Source organism: Spirosoma sp. KUDC1026, from assembly GCF_013375035.1.
Classification (GTDB): domain Bacteria; phylum Bacteroidota; class Bacteroidia; order Cytophagales; family Spirosomataceae; genus Spirosoma.
In genome coordinates this window covers 970,443-989,720 of sequence record NZ_CP056032.1, presented here as the reverse complement: position 1 = coordinate 989,720, position 19,278 = coordinate 970,443, and the positions used below count along the sequence as shown (strand labels likewise).

Sequence of the window (19,278 nt, the reverse complement as noted above, 5' to 3'; positions counted from 1 at the left end):
AAATAACTACCTTATAAAACGGGAGCGATGGACCCGCGCTCCTGCGCCAATCCATCGCTCCCATAATGTATTAGTAACCGATGCTTATGCGCCTTGGTTAGCGGCACTAGCACCAAAGAGTTTCTCGCGAATTTTCTGCGTACGAGCGTCAAGTGCCGGGTTTGGCGTGTATTTGTATTTCGTCTGTACAGCCGCCGAATCTTTACCTTTTCCGTATACTTCAGGATCACCAGCGCGGTAATTGGTGTTGTAATCGTTAGCCCGGTAATCGGCCTGACGAATCGTGTTATATTTCTGATAGTCGCAGGAGGCCAGTGACAGAACGGCCACCACTAACAACCCTATATTCAATACGCGTTTCATAGCCACTTGATTACAAATTGATTCGGCAAAATTAAATCAGGCCCGTAAGGTTTCCAAAGCCAGAACAGACTAGCCAGAACAAATTCTGACTTAGTCGTGCAATTTATCGATCTCCTGCCGCACAAACTCCATCAGATCCCGAATATAATCGCGCGAAAAATCGAACGGAACATCAGCGGCTGCGTAAATCTCCCGGATGGGAGCTTTATAACCCAAGCTTAGGGCAGCCTTGTAGCCAGCCAGCCCGGCCGCCGGATCGCGCCGGTAATTTCGCCAGACACCAATAGCACCCAACTGCGCAATGCCGTACTCGATGTAGTAGAACGGCACTTCGTACAGGTGAAGCTGCCGCTGCCAGATATATTCCTTATAATACGTAATACCGGTCCAGTCGGTGATCGAATCGGTAAACTCGTCATAAATACGAACCCAGTTTTCCCGGCGCTCGGCTACGGTATGACTAGGATTCTCGTAAATCCAATGCTGAAACTTATCGATGGTAGCCACCCAGGGCAGCGTTTCGATGATCGACTCGAGGTGCTGAAGTTTGGCCCGACGTAATTCTTCGGGATCGGTAAAAAATACGTCCCAGTGATCCATCGATAGCAGCTCCATACTCATCGACGCCAACTCGGCTACTTCCATCGGTGGATTCCGGAACGCCTTCAGAGGCAAAGTCCGCGTCAGAAATGAGTGGACAGCGTGGCCGCCTTCGTGTACCATCGTGACCAGGTCGCGCAGGCTTGACGTAGCATTCATGAAGATAAACGGTACGCCAATTTCTTCGAGTGGGTAATTGTAGCCCCCCGGCGCTTTCCCCTTCCGCGATTCCAAATCCAGGTGACCCATAGCCCGCATAATCCGCAGGTCGTCACCCAGTTCCTTATCGAGCCGGTCGAAACAAGTGATGGCTTTCTCGATCAGTTCGGCACCCGTTGCGAAAGGTTTCAGCGGTGGCCGACCATCCACGTCTACTTTTGTGTCCCAGGGACGTAACGGATCGACGCCCAGCTTTTCTTTACGTTCCTCAGCCAGATCATTCAGTATCGGCACAACAGCATTGGCCACCGACGCATGAAAATCAAAGCAATCCTGTGGGGTATAATCGAACCGGCCCAGAGCCGCAAACATATAATCCCGAAAGTTGGCAAAACCAGCGTTGGTAGCAATCTGATGCCGTAGATCCCGCAACCGATCAAAGAGCTGATCCAGCGCTTCGTGATCCTGGAAACGTCGCTCCCACACCTTACGCCAGGCCTCTTCCCGCACGGCCTGATCCGTCGACTGGAGTCGGTCGCTGGCTTCGGGGAGCGTCATTTCTTTGCCGTCGATCGTTACAGTCATTGCGCCAACGATGGCACCGTACTTACGCTCTTCGGTCTGCGCTTCGGTTTGCAGGGGTATATTTTCAGTTCGGAAAATATCGATGGCCTGTTTCATCCCGCGTACCATCACTTCATACCCCTCGTCGGTCAACTGACCCAAATAGGGGCTGTTGACGGCTTTCAGATCGAGTTCATTCCCGTAACTGGTCATGGGCGGCTGAATGGTTTCGATGAAGAAATTCAGCCGGTTCACCAGTTCTTCATTCGCGGTGTCGCAGGTCATGCGGATATACCGCCAGGCAAACTCTTCGGATAGATAGGATTCCAGTTCGCTCCGGTCGAGCAGCCATTGCTGCAGATCATCGCTGTTGAGAATAGGCCGCTGGAGCAATTCATCAAAAAAGGGCTTTACGTCGTCCCAGCCCGAAAGTTGTACGTCTTCGCCGATAAAGTGCCGGTCAGGCCGGGTCAGAACGGCGATGGATTCATTCGATGTCATCGAGTAATGCTGAAATAGGTCAGTTGGTGAAGATACAACTTATTCTGCGTGGAGATGTCTACTAATAGACAGGATTACAGGCTTCTCTCCCACAATAACTATAAAGCGATCCGAGCGAAATCAAGTCCTGCTAATCCGCCCGGCGGCCCGGCTGTAATCTGTCCACCCCCCAAAACCTTCCCATTTAAAAATCTTTTTCTCAGGCACTTGCATCTACGAAAACGTTCGTACATATTTACTACGAAATTATTCGTATATTAAACATGAAGCCAACGGACAGTGAACTGGAAATTCTGCAGGTACTCTGGGCAAATGGGCCCAGCACGGTGCGGCAGGTGCACGACAAGCTCAGCCAGAGCCGGGAAATTGGCTACACGACGGCGCTGAAGCTGATGCAGATCATGCACGAGAAAGGGTTGCTCACCCGCGACGAAGACAACCGCTCGCACACCTACACAGCGGCTGTCGACGAAGAAGCGACGCAGCAGAGTTTATTGGACCGCTTTGTTGAAACAGCCTTTCGGGGATCAGCGTCGAAGCTGGTCATGCAGCTGCTGGGGCAGCATAAAGCCTCGAAAGAAGAACTGGATGAAATAAAAAATCTGCTCAACCAAATCGATGCTGACCATAAACCTCGTTAAGCTGTTGACCAGTCCCACCGCCACTGCGCTGGGCTGGACGTTAGTACACGCTATCTGGCAGGGTTTTGCCCTCGTCCTACCAACGGCGATTGCGTTGTATCTGCTACGTAGCCGGAGCAGTGCGTTACGGTACCGCCTGGGTATTCTGGCGCTGGCGGCCCAGTTGCTGGTGTCGGTCGTTACGTTCAGTTTTTATTACGAGCCCTTTGTTCCTTCTGTTAGTACCGGTGCGGCACAACTTATGTCGGCATCCTGGCAACAGAATGTGGGGGTGTTGCCCTGGCATCAGCAGGTACGGCGATTTCTGGAAGGTCATTTGAGTCAGTTCGTGGTTCTATACCTGATCGGGCTGGTTATCTTCGGTCTGCGACTGGCCGGAGGCTGGCTATATCTACAGCGGCTAAGCCGATTGGCCACCCCACCAGCCAACACGCTCTGGAATACGCTTGTCAATCAGCTACGGGCAACAATGGCTCTCCGCCCAGTTATCCAGATTCGCGAATCGGCCAGTGTTGCGGTTCCGGTTGTGGTGGGCATTATGAAACCGATTTTACTAATTCCTGTTGGCCTAGCCACCAGCCTATCGGTGCAGGAAGTGGAGGCTGTATTGGCCCACGAACTGGCTCACATTAAACGGCAGGATTACGCCGTTAACCTGCTTCAGTCTCTTGTCGACGTACTGTATTTCTTTCATCCAGCGCTCTGGTGGTTGTCAGCACGGGTTCGGGAGGAGCGCGAACTCTGCTGCGACGATCTGGCCGTACAAGCCTGCGGGGGCGATGGTCGCCGACTGGCCCAGGCTCTGGCCCGCATGGAAGAACTACGTTTGCTCCAAACAGCGCCAACGCCCGCCCTGGCAATGGCTTTTGCCCAAAAACGGCTTCAACTACTCCACCGCGTTCGCCGGATGCTGGGCGTGCCTACTCGCTCCATCGTGTCAAACAGAAGTCTGGCCGGACTAACGCTGGCGACAATTCTGCTGGTAAGTGCATCGGTTTATGCCATCCAGCAGCAACACCCGAAGCCAAAAGCGCCAAAGAAAACAAAAGCTATCCCTACTGTTCGGTATAAACTGGGACAACGTAAAGAGTTTGGTATTACTAATCAATCGCGGATAGAATATGTCATTTGGAATGGAAAGCAATTATCCACCAAACAGGTGGCTCAACTAAGCACTCAGCTACAAAATGTTTTTGCGGGTACTCTTTCATTAGATAATGTCGCTCAACCTAACCGCGATATTCTCTTGGCCGTTATTGAGAGTCGATACACTTCTTTGTCGATTCCGGAAAACAGGGAAAAATTTAGGCAAACGATAGACAGCCTTCAACAGACTGATTGGTATAAGCAAAAGGTCGATGGTTTAACTCAAATTGATCACGAGGCAATCGTAGCCCCTGCCTTAACCAATATCCCTCTCAGCTCTGACGGTACGGTAAAAGGACTGGCGAAGGTACGGTACGATAGTATAATAGAACGGGCGTTTTCTTCTGTAGATACGACCTGGTTCAGTCGTCGTTTTTAGTTAGAACAACGGCTAAAGGAAGCCCAGATACAAGCCGCACTGGCTGCATTATCCCCGACAAAATCCAGCCTGGATACGTTGATTCAACCCCAGGCCGAAAATCTGCGCCGTATTAACGGCGTGATAGCGGGACAAAATAAAGCGCTAGAACAGCAGGAGCTGAATCAGGGAAAGATCGCCATCCTGAAAGCGCAGGCCGAGCGGCAACGCTTTGCGGCCGAAGCTGTCAAACGCCAGATGGCCGTTATCGACGCGCAACGATTCAGACTGGAACAGCAGCGCATGGCCAAAGCTATGGAACAGCAACGAATCATCATGCAGACGTGGGTGGCCAAAACAGACTCGGCTCAGGCTACCCTATCCCGACAAATTGATGAGAGCGAACGGGCAATTCAGAAAGCCGAAGCCGAAATCGAGAAAGTAAACCAACGCCTAATCGAGAAACAGAAGGCCATTGAGGACGCTATGAAACCCGTTCGGGAGACCGAAGCCGAACTCCGTAAACTTGGGTATTCAGACTGGAAGCATCATCTGGGAAGAGGTAGCTTTACCGTCGAAGGATTTACAGCACCTGAGCCACCAGCTTCTGTGTATTCCATTATTAACGGTGAAACAGTACGTTTACCAAAGCTGCCCGTACCACCGGCACCGCTACGCGACAAACCTCAGTCAATTAAAGGCAGAATCATCAAGGCCCCGAAGCCCCCTGTGCCGCCCACAGCATTAACGATTGAGCCAGCAGAACCTGCCCCCGCAACGGCACCTGCGACAGCTCCGAAACCGGCCGTAAAGAAATAAGGGGAACAACGTATTCGGCACACTACAGAAGTAATCAGGGGTCAGGATGGTAACTAGGTCAGTGCTCAAAACACTGGCCTAGTTACCATCCTGACCCCTACCAAAACCTTCTTTTCGGCTATATTTTACTCAATCTCAATCACGACGTCCCGCCCGACGGGATGCGCTACGCAGGTGAGAACGTAACCGGCTTTCAGCTCGGATTCCGACAGGCCGTCCTCTTCATCCAGCTTCACCGTGCCGGAGACGCAACGTCCCAGGCAGGCGGTGCACATACCGGCCTGACAGGAATAAGGTAGATCAATGTCCAGATCGAGAGCGGCTTCCAGAATGGTCTGATGCGGAGCTACGGCAAATTTGTATTCGCTCCCTTCGTACAGCACTGTTACTTCTGGCGATCCGCTGTCTTCAGCCGTGACGGGTTCGTCAATCACTTCGCCAACCGGAACGGGCGCCGTTGCGTAGCTCTCCTTGAACACCTGAGTGGTTGGTACACCCATAATCGTCAGCGCCGAGCGTACTTCGGTTAGCAGACCTTCAGGACCGCAGAGGTAGAAGCTGGCATTCTGAATTTCTTTAGCCAGGTGTCCTTCCAGCAACCGGGTCAGGGTATGCTGGTTCAGGCGCCCTTCCAGTCCATCCCAGCCAGCTTCAGGCTGACTCAGTACGTGAGTAACCTGAAAGCGCGACTTGCCATAGGCTTGTTCCATCGCATCCAGATGCGCTTTGTAAATGATTGCCTGCTGGTTACGGTTGCCATAAATCAGCCATACCCGGCTATTTGGCTCTACGTGCAGAATTGACTTAGCCATCGAGAACAGGGGCGTAATACCACTACCCGCACCCACCAGAACAACTGTCCGGCGGTTCTGGGGTTCCAGTTTCGGGACGAAGGTGCCCATGGGTTCCAGCGTTTCCAGAATATCGCCCGCTTTGATTCGATCGCAGAGGTAGTTGGAAGCCATCCCACCCGGTACCCGCTTGATCGATACCGCCAGCGATACGTCTACATGGGGCGATGACGCCATCGAATAGGATCGACGCAGCTTCTGTCCGTTGATATTGAGCAGGAACGTTAAAAACTGACCCGGCTGATAACGGATCTCTTCGTTAATGGGATGCCAGAACGTTATAGTCACGGCGTCGGGAGTTTCCCGAATCACCTCTTTTACTTTCAAAAAATACCGATTTGCCATTACTCACTCAGGTTGCACACTCGCTTTACGTCGGATTCAGGACAGGATGCCCAGCCTATCCAACGCTTATGCTGCGCATTTGTTGATACGTATTCCTGCAAAGGTACGGCAGCACTTTCTTGGTTGGAGACAATTTTTTATAAACTAATCAGGCCCGATGATAGTCGGCAAGCTGATCAATAGGCGATTTGACAAGTCGACCCAGCGCTAGCCCCGCCTGCGAAACAGCCTGCCCTAGCTGCGCTTTAAAATAGTAGGCGATCGAGCCGACAAAGTGAATCGGCAGCTTGTTAGCATCCGGCAACCGAACGACGTATGTTTCCAGAAATAACCGGAATGCATCTATAACCAGCTGCTGTACGTATGGGTGGGTCAAATGCTCGGTCAGAAAGGGTGTAAATCCGGCGAAATATCGGTTTGGATACGGTTTCTGGTACGCGTTTTCCAGCAGAGTGGGCCGGTCGAGCGCGTACTTTCCGACAAAGGCGATTCGCAGGTCATCGGGGAGCCGGTTCTGAAAAAAATCGCGTACCAACGTTTTGCCCAGGTATCCCCCGCTCCCTTCGTCGCCCAGCCAGAATCCCAGCGACAGAATCCCCTGGGTGATCTGACTCCCGTCATACCGGCAGGCGTTGGAACCCGTTCCCAGAATGCACACAATCCCCGACTCATGCCCCGCTGCCGACCGGGCGGCTCCCAGCATGTCGCTGTTTACGTCCACCGTTTGCGCCTTGGGCAGCAGTCGGCGAATGGCATCCGCAATAATATGGTTCACGGCAGGACCACTGCAGCCAGCTCCGTAGAAAAAAACGTCGGTGACATCATCAGCGGGTAATTCGGGCAGAAGCTGGGTCTGTAACGTAGTATAAACCTGCTCCGTTGTCTGGTAATATGGGTTGAAGCCGTTGGTCTGTAGAACACGGCGGGACCCCTGTCGATCAATCAGCAACCAGTCGGTTTTTGTTGAACCGCTGTCGGCAATCAGTATCATAAGCGAGGTGCAATCAATTAGATCAGTTGGCCGACAACGGGAAATTTAGTGAACACCCAGTCGGCATGGGGAGCGTTGGCCAGTTCGGCGGTGAGATCCTGCCCGGCCCAGTGCTCATAGTGCTTACCGTTCCGCCAGAGCCTTGAGCTGGAAACATCATAAATAAGTCCGGCGTGAGCACACCAGATTTCGTCGCGATCCGTTCCATTACGTAGTGCCAGTTGAGCGCGCGTGTATTGTTTTAAGGAATCTGTTTGTGTCTTGTTGTACATTCCCGTACGGCTACTCAAATATTGGGTACCATTTTTGCAGCCGCTCACAAAATTAGTGTAACTTTAGCCACTTCTGATTTAAGGAATCAATTAACTATGAGAACGAATTCTCTCATTTCTTTTCTATTATCCTTCGTGCTTACCGGCTTCCTCGCGAGCTGTGGTGGCAAGAAAGTAGCCCCCGTATCGGAGCGGATTGCGAAAGTCTGGACGGCTCAGAGAGCCGAAGAAAATAGCACAACAGTTTACACCCGGGGAGGTACCAGTAACGCTAAACCAGGTTACTCCGCCTTTAAGCTGGATTTAAGCAATCCTCCCGTAGCGAGATATAACGCCTTCGACGGTAACCTGTTTGTTGGTCAGTATTCGTTAACGTCGGATACCCGGCTGGTGCTGACTAACCTGAACCCTGCGCCGTCTGAGTCAGGTGGTACGCTTGAATTTGACATCAGTGATCTGACAGATAATTCAGTCGTGCTGACCCGCATATCCGGCGATCGCAAAACCGGCGGTACAATCAATAAATATACCCTGTCAAATCCATAAGCCCGAACAAACCAATTTGGGCCGAAAGCCGTTCCGAAAAGCAAGCGGAACGGCTTTTTGTTTTTAATTATGACTGATTTGAATACACTGGGGGAGTTTGGCCTGATTGAACGCATTCGCCAGGCAACCCCCGCCCCTACGCATCCCGAAACGGTTCGCGGCATTGGCGACGACGCAGCCGTGTTCGACTGGGGCGATGAGTACGGCCTGCTGGCAACGGACATGATGGTTGAGGGCGTTCATTTCGATCTGACCTATATGCCTCTGAAGCACCTGGGCTATAAAGTAGTGGCGATTAACGTATCGGACATTGCGGCCATGAACGGCCTGCCGCTGCAAATTACGGTCAATATTGGTCTGAGCAGCCGCTTTCCGGTGGAAGCCGTTGATGAACTATATGAAGGTATCCGGGCGGCTTGCGAAGCATATAATGTTGATCTGGTCGGGGGCGATACGTCTTCGTCGCGATCCGGTCTTATCCTGTCGGTTTCGGTATTAGGTAAAGTAGCCAAAGATCTGATTACGTACCGGCACACGGCGCAGCCTAACGACGTTCTGTGCGTAACGGGCGATCTGGGCTCGGCTTATCTGGGCCTACAGCTGCTCGAACGGGAGAAACAGGTGTTCCTGGCCGATCCGAATATGCAGCCGTCCATCTCGGAAGAGCGGAGTTATTTGCTTCAACGACAACTTCGTCCCGACGCCCGCACTGACATTGTTCACGAACTGCGGGACCTGGGCATTCGGCCAACAGCTATGATCGATATTTCGGACGGGCTCGCTTCTGAACTACTCCATCTCTGCCGGCAGTCAGGCACAGGCGCGGTTATTTTCGACGAGAATCTGCCGATCGATGACCAGACGCACCTAGCGGCCGAAGAATTCAAGATCAGCCCCGTAACGGCGGCCCTGAACGGTGGCGAAGACTACGAACTATTATTTACCGTCCGACCACAGGAATTCGATAAGTTATCAACCAACGCACGTATCACGGCCATTGGTTATCTAACTGCCGACCCGGCACAGGTTATTCTGGCCACGAAAGCCGGTCAGCAGACCCCGATTCGGGCGCAGGGATGGGGGAATAACGCGGCTCAGTAATTCCGGTCGCACAGTTAGCTGGTTTGGCGCAGGTAGCGGTAACTGGCAGGATTTTCGTAATTTTGTCTTTTATTAATCAGTACGTTCGCTGCTACAGGTAGCAGTCTAGCCATATACGTTATGCTTGATCAGTTAGAAGCTATCAGAGAGCGCTTCGACGAAGTTTCTCAGCAAATCGTGCAGCCCGAAGTTGTTTCGGACCAAAAGCGATTCATGAAGCTGAGTAAGGAATATAAAGACCTAGAAAAGATTGTTACGCAGTATCAGGCGTACACGCAACTGCTCCAGGAAATCGACAATGCCAAACAGATTCTAGCGACCGAAAAAGACGAAGATTTTCGGGAAATGGCGAAAACTGAGCTGGACGAGTTGATGCCACGCCGGGAAACGATGGAGGAAACGCTAAAGGAAATGCTGATCCCGAAAGATCCGAATGACAGCAAAAACGTCATTCTCGAAATCCGGGGCGGTACGGGTGGTGACGAAGCGGCCATTTTCGCGGGTGATCTCTTCCGGATGTACCAGCGTTTCTGCGAGAAAATGGGCTGGCGCATGTCGCTGGTCGATTATACGGAAGGTACGTCGGGTGGATACAAAGAAATCATTGCCGAGGTCGAAGGCGAAGACGTGTACGGCAAACTCAAATTTGAGTCGGGTGTACACCGGGTTCAGCGCGTACCCGCCACCGAAACCCAGGGTCGGATTCACACCTCGGCCGCCAGTGTGGCCGTGCTACCCGAAGCTGAAGAAGTTGACGTGGAAATTAACATGAACGACATCCGGAAAGATACGTTCTGTTCGTCGGGGGCCGGTGGTCAGTCCGTTAACACAACATACTCGGCCGTTCGTCTGACCCACATCCCAACGGGACTAGTCGTACAATGTCAGGATGAACGTTCGCAGTTGAAGAACCTGGACAAAGCTCTTACTGTACTTCGGTCACGGTTGTACGAAATTGAGTTACAGAAACACAACGACGCCATCGCTTCGCAGCGGAAAACGATGGTGGGCAGCGGTGACCGTTCCGACAAAATACGGACGTACAACTACCCACAAAGCCGCGTAACCGACCATCGGATCGGTATGACGGTGTATAACTTAACGGCAGTTATGGACGGTGACATCGGCGAATTCATCGAGCAACTACGTATCACCGAAAACGCCGAACGGCTGAAAGAAGGCGCGACGGCTTAACACTTCATAACGTTTCAAAAGCAGAAGCCCGCTCAGTGTTGAGCGGGCTTCTGCTTTTGAAAGCTTTCTGTAGATGTTTTGAATAGTAACTCTGGAATTTACTGTTGTTTTCTTTGCTAGTCTCGCTCAGGGATCTACACGAAGGAGAATATGCCTGGTAACGAATACATTGTCTTTTCTCGAAACTAACTGTACAATGTGGTAGCCAAATTCACTTCTAAAAGGCAGAGATGTTTCACCTGGATTTAATTTGAATACAGCCTTTTTGTATTCCTTGACAAAGCCTTCCATTGTGTTTGGCTTTAACTCACCACCTTGCTTATATGACCCTGGATCCTGAGAATATTTGAATGCTAGGTCAGTAAATGATTTGCCCTGATGCAAGGAATCACTTAGCGCCCCAATTGCTACTTTGGCGGTCGAATCATTATAATTTACATTGTTGTTTGTCAGCCTGTTATAGAACTGGGCTTCTGCTATAATGGGAAATAGTAAAATAGCGAAAATCTGGATAATCTTTACGTTAGCCATATGGGCTTATGATTTTATGCTCCTGCATTGACACCGTCAGATGATGCGCTTACTCTCTTTTTCTTTCTCTATTGATACTATGTGTGCCTATTAAGGTCTGTCTCATAATGAGCATGGAATTTGCCCGCCTACTTAAATTTCCCAACTCGTCCATGTTTACGATTTCTTTTACGTTCGAAACATAACGGACTGAATCTTTGGGTGAATTTAGCAAGTTAGCAAGCGGGTTGAACAGTGTCTTGGGCTGGTCAGTCTTAGGCTGTACGGGTATCAGTATGGATGTAGGAGAACCTGCCGAATAAGTATTCAGCTGAGCTTTCGTCTTCACTGAAGTAAAAATAAAGAGTCCAGCCATCATCAAAACAGAATGTATTACTTTCATAATATCGATTTGTCTAGGTTATTGATTCGAATATAAGACGAATGGTTGCAGTACGTTTTAATTTTATTTCAACAAAAAAGCCGGCGCCTTCAAGAGAAAGCGTCGGCTTTTTTAAATATAATTTATACTTATCCCTGAACGTTGTCAGAGGTCAGTTTTGCTCCCAGGTATTCCCGGTTCAGACGGGCGATGTGATCCAATGAGATCGATTTAGGGCACTCAACCGAGCAGGCACCCGTAAACGAGCAGGCACCAAAACCTTCGGAGTCCATCTGCGCAACCATGCGCTCAGCCCGTTCGCGTTGCTCAGCCTGTCCTTGTGGCAACAGAGCCAGTTGAGACACTTTGGCTGAAACGAACAGCATCGCCGATGCATTCTTACAGGCCGCAACGCAGGCACCGCAACCAATGCAGGCAGCCGCATCCATTGCTTCGTCAGCGATAGTACGAGGAATTAGAATTTCGTTAGCATCACGCGCCGAACCGGTGTTGATTGATACGTAACCACCTGCCTGAATTACCCGGTCAAACGCAGACCGATCAACCATCAGGTCTTTTACAACAGGGAACGCCCGTGCGCGCCAGGGTTCGACAACGATCGTATCGCCATCGCTGAACGAACGCATGTGCAGTTGGCAAGTCGTAGCCCCCGTTTGTGGACCGTGCGCCCGGCCATTGATGTACATAGAGCATGTACCGCAAATTCCTTCGCGACAGTCATGGTCAAACGTAACTGGATCTTCACCTTTGCGGGTTAATGAATCGTTCAGTACGTCAAACATTTCCAGGAAAGACATATCTTCTGATACATTATCCAGTTGATAATCAACCAACTTCCCCGGTGTATTGCTATTTTTCTGTCTCCAGACTTTTAGATTAATTTTCATCTTCTTAAGAAGTTGTAAAGTTGCATAGTCATAGAGTTATAAAGTTCTGTGCATGAGCAAACTAGACAAATTTATAACCCTACAACTTTAGAACTCTTACTTATAGCTCCGTTGTGTTAGTTTCACATTCTCGAACTCTAAGATTTCTTTATTGAGTATTTCTGGCTGATTTTCGCCGGCATACTCCCAGGCCGCTACGTACGCGTAGTTTTCATCATCACGCAGTGCTTCGCCGTCTGGTGTCTGATATTCTTCACGGAAGTGTCCACCGCACGATTCGTTCCGGTTCAGCGCGTCGTCGACCATCAGTTCGCCTAGCTCGATAAAGTCTGCTACACGACCGGCTGCTTCAAGCGCCTGGTTCATCTCCTCGGCATCACCGAGAATTTTTACGTTCGACCAGAATTCTTTTTTCAGCGCCTGAATCTTGCTTTTCGCAATTTTCAGCCCTTCAGCCGTACGAGACATACCGCAGTATTCCCACATGATATGACCAAGCTCTTTGTGCAGATCATCAACAGGGCGTTCTCCTTTGATAGTCAGCAGTTGCTTAATCTGATCATTTACTTTCTTCTCAGCTTCTTTAAAGGCCGGCGAATCAACGGGGATTTTATCAGCAGGGCCAATCGTAGCCAGATAGTCACCAATGGTGTATGGAATAACGAAGTAGCCATCAGCCAGCCCCTGCATCAGCGCCGAGGCACCCAGCCGGTTTGCACCATGATCTGAGAAGTTTGCTTCACCCAGTGCATACAAACCAGGAATGTTCGTCATTAGGTTGTAGTCAACCCAAAGCCCACCCATAGTGTAGTGTACAGCAGGGTAAATCATCATCGGCGTTTCGTAGGGATTCTCACCGGTGATTTTTTCGTACATCTCAAACAGGTTACCGTATTTCGCTTCGATCGTTTTCAGACCGTCCCGCTTGATGGCGTCCGCGAAATCGAGGTAAACCGCCAGTCCCGTTTTAGCTACACCACGACCTTCGTCGCACATGTTTTTGGCGTTACGCGATGCAACGTCACGGGGAACCAGGTTACCGAATGATGGGTAACGACGTTCGAGGAAGTAATCCCGCTTGTCTTCGGGCAGATCAGCGGGTTTCAATTGACCTTTCCGGATTCTTTCGGCGTCTTCTACCGTTTTCGGCACCCACACCCGGCCATCATTCCGTAGCGACTCCGACATCAGCGTCAGCTTCGACTGGTAGTGGCCTGATACAGGAATACAGGTGGGGTGAATTTGCGTAAAGCACGGATTGGCGAAAAACGCTCCTTTTTTGTGCGCCCGCCAGGCCGCCGTTACGTTCGAGCCCATGGCGTTGGTCGACAGGTAAAACACGTTACCATAACCGCCCGTGCACAGCAGTACAGCATGCCCCGAATGCGATTCGATTTTACCGGTGATCAGGTTTCGCGTAATGATACCCCGCGCTTTACCGCCTTCCACAACGAGCTCGAGCATTTCAGTACGTGGATACAGTTTCACTTTTCCGTTGGCCACCTGCCGACTTAACGACGAGTAGGCACCAAGCAATAACTGCTGCCCCGTTTGACCACGGGCATAGAACGTACGTGATACCTGCGCGCCACCGAACGAGCGGTTAGCCAGCAGTCCGCCGTATTCACGAGCGAATGGCACGCCCTGCGCTACGCACTGATCGATGATATTAACACTTACTTCGGCCAGACGGTACACGTTCCCTTCACGAGCCCGGTAATCACCACCTTTAATGGTATCGTAGAACAGACGGAACACACTGTCACCGTCATTCTGATAGTTTTTAGCAGCATTGATCCCACCTTGCGCAGCAATCGAGTGCGCCCGGCGTGGACTATCCTGAAAGCAGAATACTTTTACGTTGTAGCCCAGCTCAGCCAGCGATGAAGCAGCCGATGCTCCTGCCAGACCAGTACCAACGATAATAATATCATACTTCCGTTTGTTAGCTGGGTTGACCAGTTTTAAACTGAATTTTTGCCGCGACCATTTTTCAGCCAACGGTCCTTCAGGAATTTTAGACTCCAGTTTCATAATTCAATTTTGAATTAGTGAATGAGCAAACGAGTGAATGGCATCTACAAATCACTCATTCTATCATTCGCTCATTAAATAATCCCGTGAACCTGTAAAAACACATAGACCGGCATAGCCGCGAACGCTAATGGAACAATAATGGCGAAGAAGTACGTACCGATAGCTTCAATCAGCGGGCTATATTTCTTGTGCCGGATACCCATCGTCTGGAATGCACTCTGAAAACCATGCGCCAGGTGATAACCTAGTGCAACCATGCAGATTACGTACAGTAACGAATACCACCACTCACCGAAGGCAACCTGTACCACTGAGTACAAATCTTTGTACTCTTTGCCATCATACTCAGCCATAGGAACGGCTCCGAAGTGCATTTCGTACCAGAAAGTGCGCATGTGGATAATGATGAACAACAGCAGGACCGTGCCCAAAATACCCATATTCCGTGACGACCAGGCACTGTTCGCTTCTGGCTTGCTGTACGCATACTGAACTGGACGCGACTCACGATTGTGACGCGTCAGAATGAGTGCCATCAGGGCATGAACCAGAATCGACGTGTAGAGCAGGTACGATACAGTAATGATAAGCGGATTGTGAGTCATGAAGTACGTGTACTCGTTGAACGCCCGACCGCCGTCGCCCTTAAAGAGCTGTAAATTACCGGCCATGTGAACAATCAGGAACGTACTCAAAAAAAGTCCCGTCAGCGACATAATAACTTTGCGACCGAGGGAGCTGGATAGTGTTTGTGTTACCCAAGCCATAGGATGAACGACACGAAAATTTAGTGTAAACGGTTGAAAAAAAGCCGCTTTGTACGGCGCACCAAAACTAAATCACAAAGGCGATGGAAACAAGATTAGCGGCCCATTTCACTTATTTTGAACCTTATTTACAGTCAGTAAAAATAGCGGTGCTGCTAGTAGAGGAACACTACATATAATGGCTTTGTTCGCCAGGCAAAGCCACATTTATAGATTTTAAATGCTTTGGCTCAAGGTCCAGCAACGATACGTCTCTAGTCGGGTCAGTCGCAAAGTATTCCCACACCTTTTATTCGGTTTGGCGAACCGTACGGAAGAGGTTTATTTTGCGCCACTTATTCACAAGGATATTTATTGACAGCTAACGCATGAAAGCATTCGTGTTTCCCGGACAGGGGTCTCAATTTAAAGGCATGGGTCTGGATCTGTACCAGAATCCGGACCAGAAAACTCAGGATGGCCAGTCGGCCCGTCAGTTGTTCGACCAGGCTAATGATATCCTGGGCTACGATCTGACCAAAATTATGTTCGAAGGCTCTGACGAAGAACTGAAACAGACCATTTACACCCAGCCAGCCGTGTTTTTGCACGGAGTAGTGCTGGCGCTGACCACCGAGTCATTCGCACCGAATATGGTAGCAGGCCACTCCCTTGGTGAACTGGCCGCTCTGACAGCAGCCGGAGTATTATCCTTTGCCGATGGGTTGAAACTGGCGTCAATTCGCGCTACGGCCATGCAGAAAGCCTGCGAATTGGCTCCTTCCAGTATGGCTGCCGTACTTGCTTTGCCAGACGATGTTATTGAGCGTATCTGCGCGGAGGTAACCGACGAAATCGTTGTTCCTGCTAATTATAACTGCCCCGGTCAGGTAGTGATTTCGGGCAGTGTAACAGGCATTGAGAAAGCAGGTGAACTACTCAAAGCTGCCGGGGCTAAGCGCGTATTACCACTGGCTGTGGGCGGTGCCTTTCATTCTCCTTTTATGGAACCCGCCCGGACCGAGTTTGCACAGGCCGTCGAAGCAATGACGTTTAGTGCTCCCCGTTGCCCTGTTTACCAGAATGTGAACGCCAAAGCCACCTCTGATCCGCAGGAAATTAAAGCGAATCTGATTGCGCAATTGACGGCGCCGGTACGCTGGACAGCTTCCGTCGAACAGATGGTGGCCGATGGAGCGACTGAATTTATCGAATCGGGTCCTGGTAAAGTGCTACAAGGGCTTGTTAAGAAGATCAGTCCGTCAGTAGCGATCAGTGGTCTGTAATTTTTTTTGCTGTGAATCAGCCAGTAAGGCAAGTATGGCACAGAAACTAAAGTTTTTTTTGGTGCTGTACTTGCTTTTAGCTGATTCAGACCCTTATCTTTGCACTCGCAATTGCCCGATCGTCTAAGGGTAGGACGACAGATTTTGGTTCTGTTTGTGGAGGTTCGAATCCTTCTCGGGCAACGACAATAAGCCGCTTGATGTAATCAGGCGGCTTTTTTGTTTTTTCTTCCGACAGTTCACTTATCCCCTGTTTTTTAGGACAGACTTGACTTCATTGTTTGCCCTGCACACTATTTCGTTTTCTTCGTTCGTCATACGGAATTGATTAACACCTGACTTTCGTTTCCTATCCTCCAATTGATCAGTGGTTTAAGTTGTTTGTTGTTGTTTATATTTTTTACCAAATCCATCAAAACCGAGCCGGTTTGTTAACTTAATTAGTTGAGCATCATTACACCAAAGTGACCCTATATCCTTATTACCGTCAAACAAATACAACTCCCTGAATAATACTAATATTTGGTTCAATATGGACAAAGACGAAAAGGTTAGAAGAAACCGTGCCAAAACTACTCAGCGTATCGTTGAAGCGCTGGAAGAGGTGATTTCTGAACGGGGGCTGGAAGGAGTAGGAGTTAACAGAATTGCAGAGAAAGCAAACGTAAGTAAAGTACTTATTTATCGTTATTTCGGCGGCATGGAAGGTCTGCTGGAGTACTACGTGAAAATGGGCAAACTTTTTCCGGTCTTTACACCTTCTCTGCTTGACCAAATACGCCCCCTGCACGAATCAGACATTGCCCGTATCTGGTATCGGCAGGTTATTCAAACCTTCCGTCATTTCCGCACGTTCAAAGCAGCCCGCGAAATTCTGAAAGCCAGTGTAATCGAAAACGACCCTATTGCCGAGTCAACGGCAAAGGCGCAAGATGAAGAGATGACCCGGCTTGTTTCACAACTTTCCTTTGTTAGTGGAGCCGATACGCAGGCAATTTCGGCCATTGTGCTGGGAGCTATGACGTACCTGACGATCATGGCTCAGAACGACCGGACAATGATCAGCATTGACCTGCGCAGCGAAGAAGGCTGGCAACGTATTGAAAACGCAATCAAGTCGATTTACATCGCATTAAATAAATCGGCGGTTCAGGATAAAGAGGTTAAGCTGGAACTACAATCGTCGAACATGCCGATTGCTCAATGGTAAAACGCTACTCGACAAAGAAGCGGGCGAATCCTGACTGAGTTGGTCATCGATTCGCCCGCTTTGTTTTGCCTTATCTGAAAGATCGTTCCTACTAGTCAGTTAGTTGCGTTTAGATGTGTTAACGCTGGGCTACAGTCTCTTTCTGTCCTTTTACGCGCTGTAGCACCCACTCACCGATTTTTTTGCCCTGTACTTGTCCGTTATCAAGCGCCAGACGATAGTGAATACCTCCATAGAGCCGACTGATTGATGCTTCGTTGGCGGCATCTATGAACGACTTGAACGAACGGACACCATGACCATACTTCAACTCCGTCGAATCGGTAAAGGCAATGTTGTCGCCCATCAGATGGGTTAATACTGTAGCGGCCGCTGTCGAAATAACGCTGTGTCCGCTCGGGTATTCTGGAAAAGGAGGGGTTTGCAGAAACGGTGTCCATTTGGGATCGATCAGTTTATTGATCACCGTTTCCGGACGGATCATGTTACTGCGGTATTTTTCGTCCCAACACGAAATAAAACCATCTGACAAGGCGAACGAGGTCAGCGCGTAAGCTTCTACCGTCTGCATCATGTTCAGTTTCTTTTTACGGGCAACCGTCTCGGCAATAGCCAGCCAGTGACCGCCTGGCGTCATTTTCTTCGAAGCAAACATAACGTGCCCCGCTACGTTCATCACGAACGAGTTGTCATCCCAGAAGTAAGCGATGTCCTGTTCCAGCTTATCCGCCCGTTTACCGGCCTTATATACTTCCATCACTTCCTTTTCGTAGGGATTTCCCTTTGTCATGTTGTATGGATACGGCCGGGGTGGTGTGAACTGGGTGCAGGTATCCATTACCCAGCAACGTAGCTTATTCCACTGCGGCTCGGCAGCATCCATATAGGCCGGTGGCGTTGGTACCCAGGTTCCTTCAGCATTGGTTACTGTATGTTTGAAACCACGGGTCTGCTTGTAACTATCCTTCGACGCATAGTCGAGAATATGCTTGGCAACCATTTCTCCGTAGGCCATTGACCGTTCGTACACCTCATCGGGAACGCCGTCTTTCTTGTACTGTTCGTAGAAAGCAGGCTCGAACTTATCGTAATAATCGACCGAGAAGGTAAGCGCGCGGGCAACGGTCATAAAGGCGTGTGTACTGGCCAACGGAAAGCAGTATTCCTGATTGGGCGCTGGCCGGGGGCCCGTTTGAAACAATTTTAATTTGCCTCCCAGCGACTGGTATGTTGAATCGAATGGCACAAGGGCTTCATACCCCGCGAGGTTGGCATAGGAATAGATTCTACTGGCGACGGGGGGCGAAAAAATATCGTGGATAATCACTTCCGTCAGTTTATCCAGCGCGGCATTGTAATATTCAGGATTAGCAGCTTTGGCATTATACTCAGACGGTGGTACCGATTTCTGACATCCTGCTAGTACCGTCAACGCAAAGACAATCATCCAACCTGATCGAAACAGAATATTCATAGGTAAAGACAAGTAAAGGATCACGATGAAATCCAGTGGTTATAAGAGCGTAAAATTAAGCGAAATAATTGGATAAAAGGACGATACGTCACCACCCTGGACCCGGCTGTTATCTGGTTTACTACGTCGCTAATTCACCTCAGCAACTGCATATTGCTGTTGTTATGAGCAACTTTGTAGGCAGTTATGACGCCTACGCTGGCAGAAGCTATTCAGCGGAGAGTTACCTTGAGCTATATCACTCTCTTCACTGAACGTGGCGTCATCAATTCGT

Annotated in this window: 18 protein-coding genes and 1 tRNA gene; 9 read left to right on the top strand and 10 right to left on the bottom strand. The window is 49.9% G+C overall.

The genetic code is table 11. The annotated features are described in order from the left end of the window. Positions 1 to 84: 84 nt before the first annotated feature. Both HU175_RS04225 and HU175_RS04220 read right to left on the bottom strand, forming a co-directional pair. Positions 85 to 363: a hypothetical protein gene (locus HU175_RS04225; RefSeq protein ID WP_176565401.1), complete on the bottom strand. Its 279-nt coding sequence runs from the start codon at positions 361 to 363 to the stop codon at positions 85 to 87. 90 nt (positions 364 to 453) lie between these two features. Next, positions 454 to 2,187, bottom strand: a complete 1,734-nt coding sequence (locus tag HU175_RS04220; protein WP_176565400.1) for a M3 family oligoendopeptidase — start codon at positions 2,185 to 2,187, stop codon at positions 454 to 456. A gap of 263 nt (positions 2,188 to 2,450) precedes the next feature. On the opposite strand from HU175_RS04220, the gene HU175_RS04215 reads away from it, so the two are divergent. From HU175_RS04215 to HU175_RS04205, 3 genes are all read left to right on the top strand, one after another. After that, complete coding sequence (locus HU175_RS04215; protein ID WP_176565399.1) at positions 2,451 to 2,828, top strand: BlaI/MecI/CopY family transcriptional regulator; 378 nt, start codon at positions 2,451 to 2,453, stop codon at positions 2,826 to 2,828. Next, positions 2,806 to 4,353 carry a M56 family metallopeptidase gene (locus tag HU175_RS04210; protein WP_176565398.1) on the top strand — a complete coding sequence of 516 codons (1,548 nt, stop codon included), beginning with the start codon at positions 2,806 to 2,808 and terminating at the stop codon, positions 4,351 to 4,353. Before HU175_RS04215 ends, HU175_RS04210 begins: the two co-directional genes overlap by 23 nt. Positions 4,354 to 4,431: 78 nt before the next feature. Then, positions 4,432 to 5,151, top strand: a complete 720-nt coding sequence (locus HU175_RS04205; RefSeq protein WP_176565397.1) for a hypothetical protein — start codon at positions 4,432 to 4,434, stop codon at positions 5,149 to 5,151. 125 nt (positions 5,152 to 5,276) lie between these two features. Here the strand turns inward: HU175_RS04205 and HU175_RS04200 are convergent, their stop codons facing one another. The 3 genes from HU175_RS04200 to HU175_RS04190 form a co-directional block, all read right to left on the bottom strand. Then, the gene (locus HU175_RS04200) at positions 5,277 to 6,347 is read right to left on the bottom strand and encodes a ferredoxin--NADP reductase (RefSeq protein ID WP_176565396.1); all 1,071 of its coding nucleotides are present in this window, start codon (positions 6,345 to 6,347) and stop codon (positions 5,277 to 5,279) included. A gap of 148 nt (positions 6,348 to 6,495) precedes the next feature. Continuing rightward, entirely contained in the window at positions 6,496 to 7,338 is an 843-nt protein-coding gene (locus tag HU175_RS04195; RefSeq protein WP_176565395.1) for a BadF/BadG/BcrA/BcrD ATPase family protein, read from the bottom strand. A gap of 17 nt (positions 7,339 to 7,355) precedes the next feature. Further along, positions 7,356 to 7,610 (bottom strand): cytochrome b5 domain-containing protein, encoded by a 255-nt coding sequence (locus HU175_RS04190; RefSeq protein WP_176565394.1) that lies wholly within the window; start codon positions 7,608 to 7,610, stop codon positions 7,356 to 7,358. A 96-nt stretch (positions 7,611 to 7,706) separates the two neighbouring features. Between HU175_RS04190 and HU175_RS04185 the strand changes: the two genes are divergently transcribed. From HU175_RS04185 to prfA, 3 genes are all read left to right on the top strand, one after another. Continuing rightward, on the top strand, positions 7,707 to 8,156 hold the full coding sequence (locus tag HU175_RS04185) for a hypothetical protein (protein ID WP_228724312.1): 450 nt from the start codon (positions 7,707 to 7,709) through the stop codon (positions 8,154 to 8,156). Between the two features lie 69 nt (positions 8,157 to 8,225). Next, a complete protein-coding gene (gene thiL / locus HU175_RS04180; RefSeq protein WP_176565393.1) occupies positions 8,226 to 9,257 on the top strand; it encodes a thiamine-phosphate kinase in 1,032 nt (343 codons plus the stop codon). 120 nt (positions 9,258 to 9,377) lie between these two features. Beyond that, entirely contained in the window at positions 9,378 to 10,451 is a 1,074-nt protein-coding gene (prfA, locus tag HU175_RS04175) for a peptide chain release factor 1 (protein WP_176565392.1), read from the top strand. Between the two features lie 126 nt (positions 10,452 to 10,577). On the opposite strand, the gene HU175_RS04170 is transcribed toward prfA, so the two are convergent. The 4 genes from HU175_RS04170 to HU175_RS04155 all read right to left on the bottom strand — a co-directional run bounded on the left by HU175_RS04170 (position 10,578) and on the right by HU175_RS04155 (position 15,055). Beyond that, a complete protein-coding gene (locus HU175_RS04170; protein WP_176565391.1) occupies positions 10,578 to 10,982 on the bottom strand; it encodes a peptidylprolyl isomerase in 405 nt (134 codons plus the stop codon). A gap of 510 nt (positions 10,983 to 11,492) precedes the next feature. Beyond that, positions 11,493 to 12,251, bottom strand: a complete 759-nt coding sequence (locus tag HU175_RS04165; RefSeq protein ID WP_176565390.1) for a succinate dehydrogenase/fumarate reductase iron-sulfur subunit — start codon at positions 12,249 to 12,251, stop codon at positions 11,493 to 11,495. Between the two features lie 96 nt (positions 12,252 to 12,347). After that, positions 12,348 to 14,285, bottom strand: coding sequence for a fumarate reductase/succinate dehydrogenase flavoprotein subunit (locus tag HU175_RS04160; RefSeq protein ID WP_176565389.1), 1,938 nt, complete (start codon positions 14,283 to 14,285; stop codon positions 12,348 to 12,350). 74 nt (positions 14,286 to 14,359) lie between these two features. After that, entirely contained in the window at positions 14,360 to 15,055 is a 696-nt protein-coding gene (locus tag HU175_RS04155; protein ID WP_176565388.1) for a succinate dehydrogenase cytochrome b subunit, read from the bottom strand. 368 nt (positions 15,056 to 15,423) lie between these two features. Here HU175_RS04155 and fabD point away from each other — a divergent pair, with 368 nt between their 5' ends. The 3 genes from fabD to HU175_RS04140 all read left to right on the top strand — a co-directional run bounded on the left by fabD (position 15,424) and on the right by HU175_RS04140 (position 17,530). Continuing rightward, on the top strand, positions 15,424 to 16,320 hold the full coding sequence (gene fabD, locus HU175_RS04150; RefSeq protein ID WP_176565387.1) for an ACP S-malonyltransferase: 897 nt from the start codon (positions 15,424 to 15,426) through the stop codon (positions 16,318 to 16,320). Positions 16,321 to 16,432: 112 nt separating this feature from the next. After that, positions 16,433 to 16,503, top strand: a tRNA-Gln gene (locus tag HU175_RS04145). A gap of 349 nt (positions 16,504 to 16,852) precedes the next feature. Beyond that, positions 16,853 to 17,530, top strand: a complete 678-nt coding sequence (locus tag HU175_RS04140; RefSeq protein WP_176565386.1) for a TetR/AcrR family transcriptional regulator — start codon at positions 16,853 to 16,855, stop codon at positions 17,528 to 17,530. A 118-nt stretch (positions 17,531 to 17,648) separates the two neighbouring features. On the opposite strand, the gene HU175_RS04135 is transcribed toward HU175_RS04140, so the two are convergent. Next, the gene (locus HU175_RS04135) at positions 17,649 to 19,004 is read right to left on the bottom strand and encodes a vanadium-dependent haloperoxidase (RefSeq protein WP_176565385.1); all 1,356 of its coding nucleotides are present in this window, start codon (positions 19,002 to 19,004) and stop codon (positions 17,649 to 17,651) included. Positions 19,005 to 19,278: the final 274 nt, after the last annotated feature.

Bases quoted from the DNA above. Each gene is read 5' to 3' on its own strand.
- HU175_RS04225 (WP_176565401.1), bottom strand. From the start codon at position 363: ATGAAACGCGTATTGAATATAGGGTTGTTAGTGGTGGCCGTTCTGTCA.
- HU175_RS04220 (WP_176565400.1), bottom strand. From the start codon at position 2,187: ATGACATCGAATGAATCCATCGCCGTTCTGACCCGGCCTGACCGGCAC.
- HU175_RS04215 (WP_176565399.1), top strand. From the start codon at position 2,451: ATGAAGCCAACGGACAGTGAACTGGAAATTCTGCAGGTACTCTGGGCA.
- HU175_RS04210 (WP_176565398.1), top strand. From the start codon at position 2,806: ATGCTGACCATAAACCTCGTTAAGCTGTTGACCAGTCCCACCGCCACT.
- HU175_RS04200 (WP_176565396.1), bottom strand. From the start codon at position 6,347: ATGGCAAATCGGTATTTTTTGAAAGTAAAAGAGGTGATTCGGGAAACT.
- HU175_RS04195 (WP_176565395.1), bottom strand. From the start codon at position 7,338: ATGATACTGATTGCCGACAGCGGTTCAACAAAAACCGACTGGTTGCTG.
- HU175_RS04190 (WP_176565394.1), bottom strand. From the start codon at position 7,610: ATGTACAACAAGACACAAACAGATTCCTTAAAACAATACACGCGCGCT.
- HU175_RS04185 (WP_228724312.1), top strand. From the start codon at position 7,707: ATGAGAACGAATTCTCTCATTTCTTTTCTATTATCCTTCGTGCTTACC.
- thiL (WP_176565393.1), top strand. From the start codon at position 8,226: ATGACTGATTTGAATACACTGGGGGAGTTTGGCCTGATTGAACGCATT.
- prfA (WP_176565392.1), top strand. From the start codon at position 9,378: ATGCTTGATCAGTTAGAAGCTATCAGAGAGCGCTTCGACGAAGTTTCT.
- HU175_RS04170 (WP_176565391.1), bottom strand. From the start codon at position 10,982: ATGGCTAACGTAAAGATTATCCAGATTTTCGCTATTTTACTATTTCCC.
- HU175_RS04165 (WP_176565390.1), bottom strand. From the start codon at position 12,251: ATGAAAATTAATCTAAAAGTCTGGAGACAGAAAAATAGCAATACACCG.
- HU175_RS04160 (WP_176565389.1), bottom strand. From the start codon at position 14,285: ATGAAACTGGAGTCTAAAATTCCTGAAGGACCGTTGGCTGAAAAATGG.
- HU175_RS04155 (WP_176565388.1), bottom strand. From the start codon at position 15,055: ATGGCTTGGGTAACACAAACACTATCCAGCTCCCTCGGTCGCAAAGTT.
- fabD (WP_176565387.1), top strand. From the start codon at position 15,424: ATGAAAGCATTCGTGTTTCCCGGACAGGGGTCTCAATTTAAAGGCATG.
- HU175_RS04140 (WP_176565386.1), top strand. From the start codon at position 16,853: ATGGACAAAGACGAAAAGGTTAGAAGAAACCGTGCCAAAACTACTCAG.
- HU175_RS04135 (WP_176565385.1), bottom strand. From the start codon at position 19,004: ATGAATATTCTGTTTCGATCAGGTTGGATGATTGTCTTTGCGTTGACG.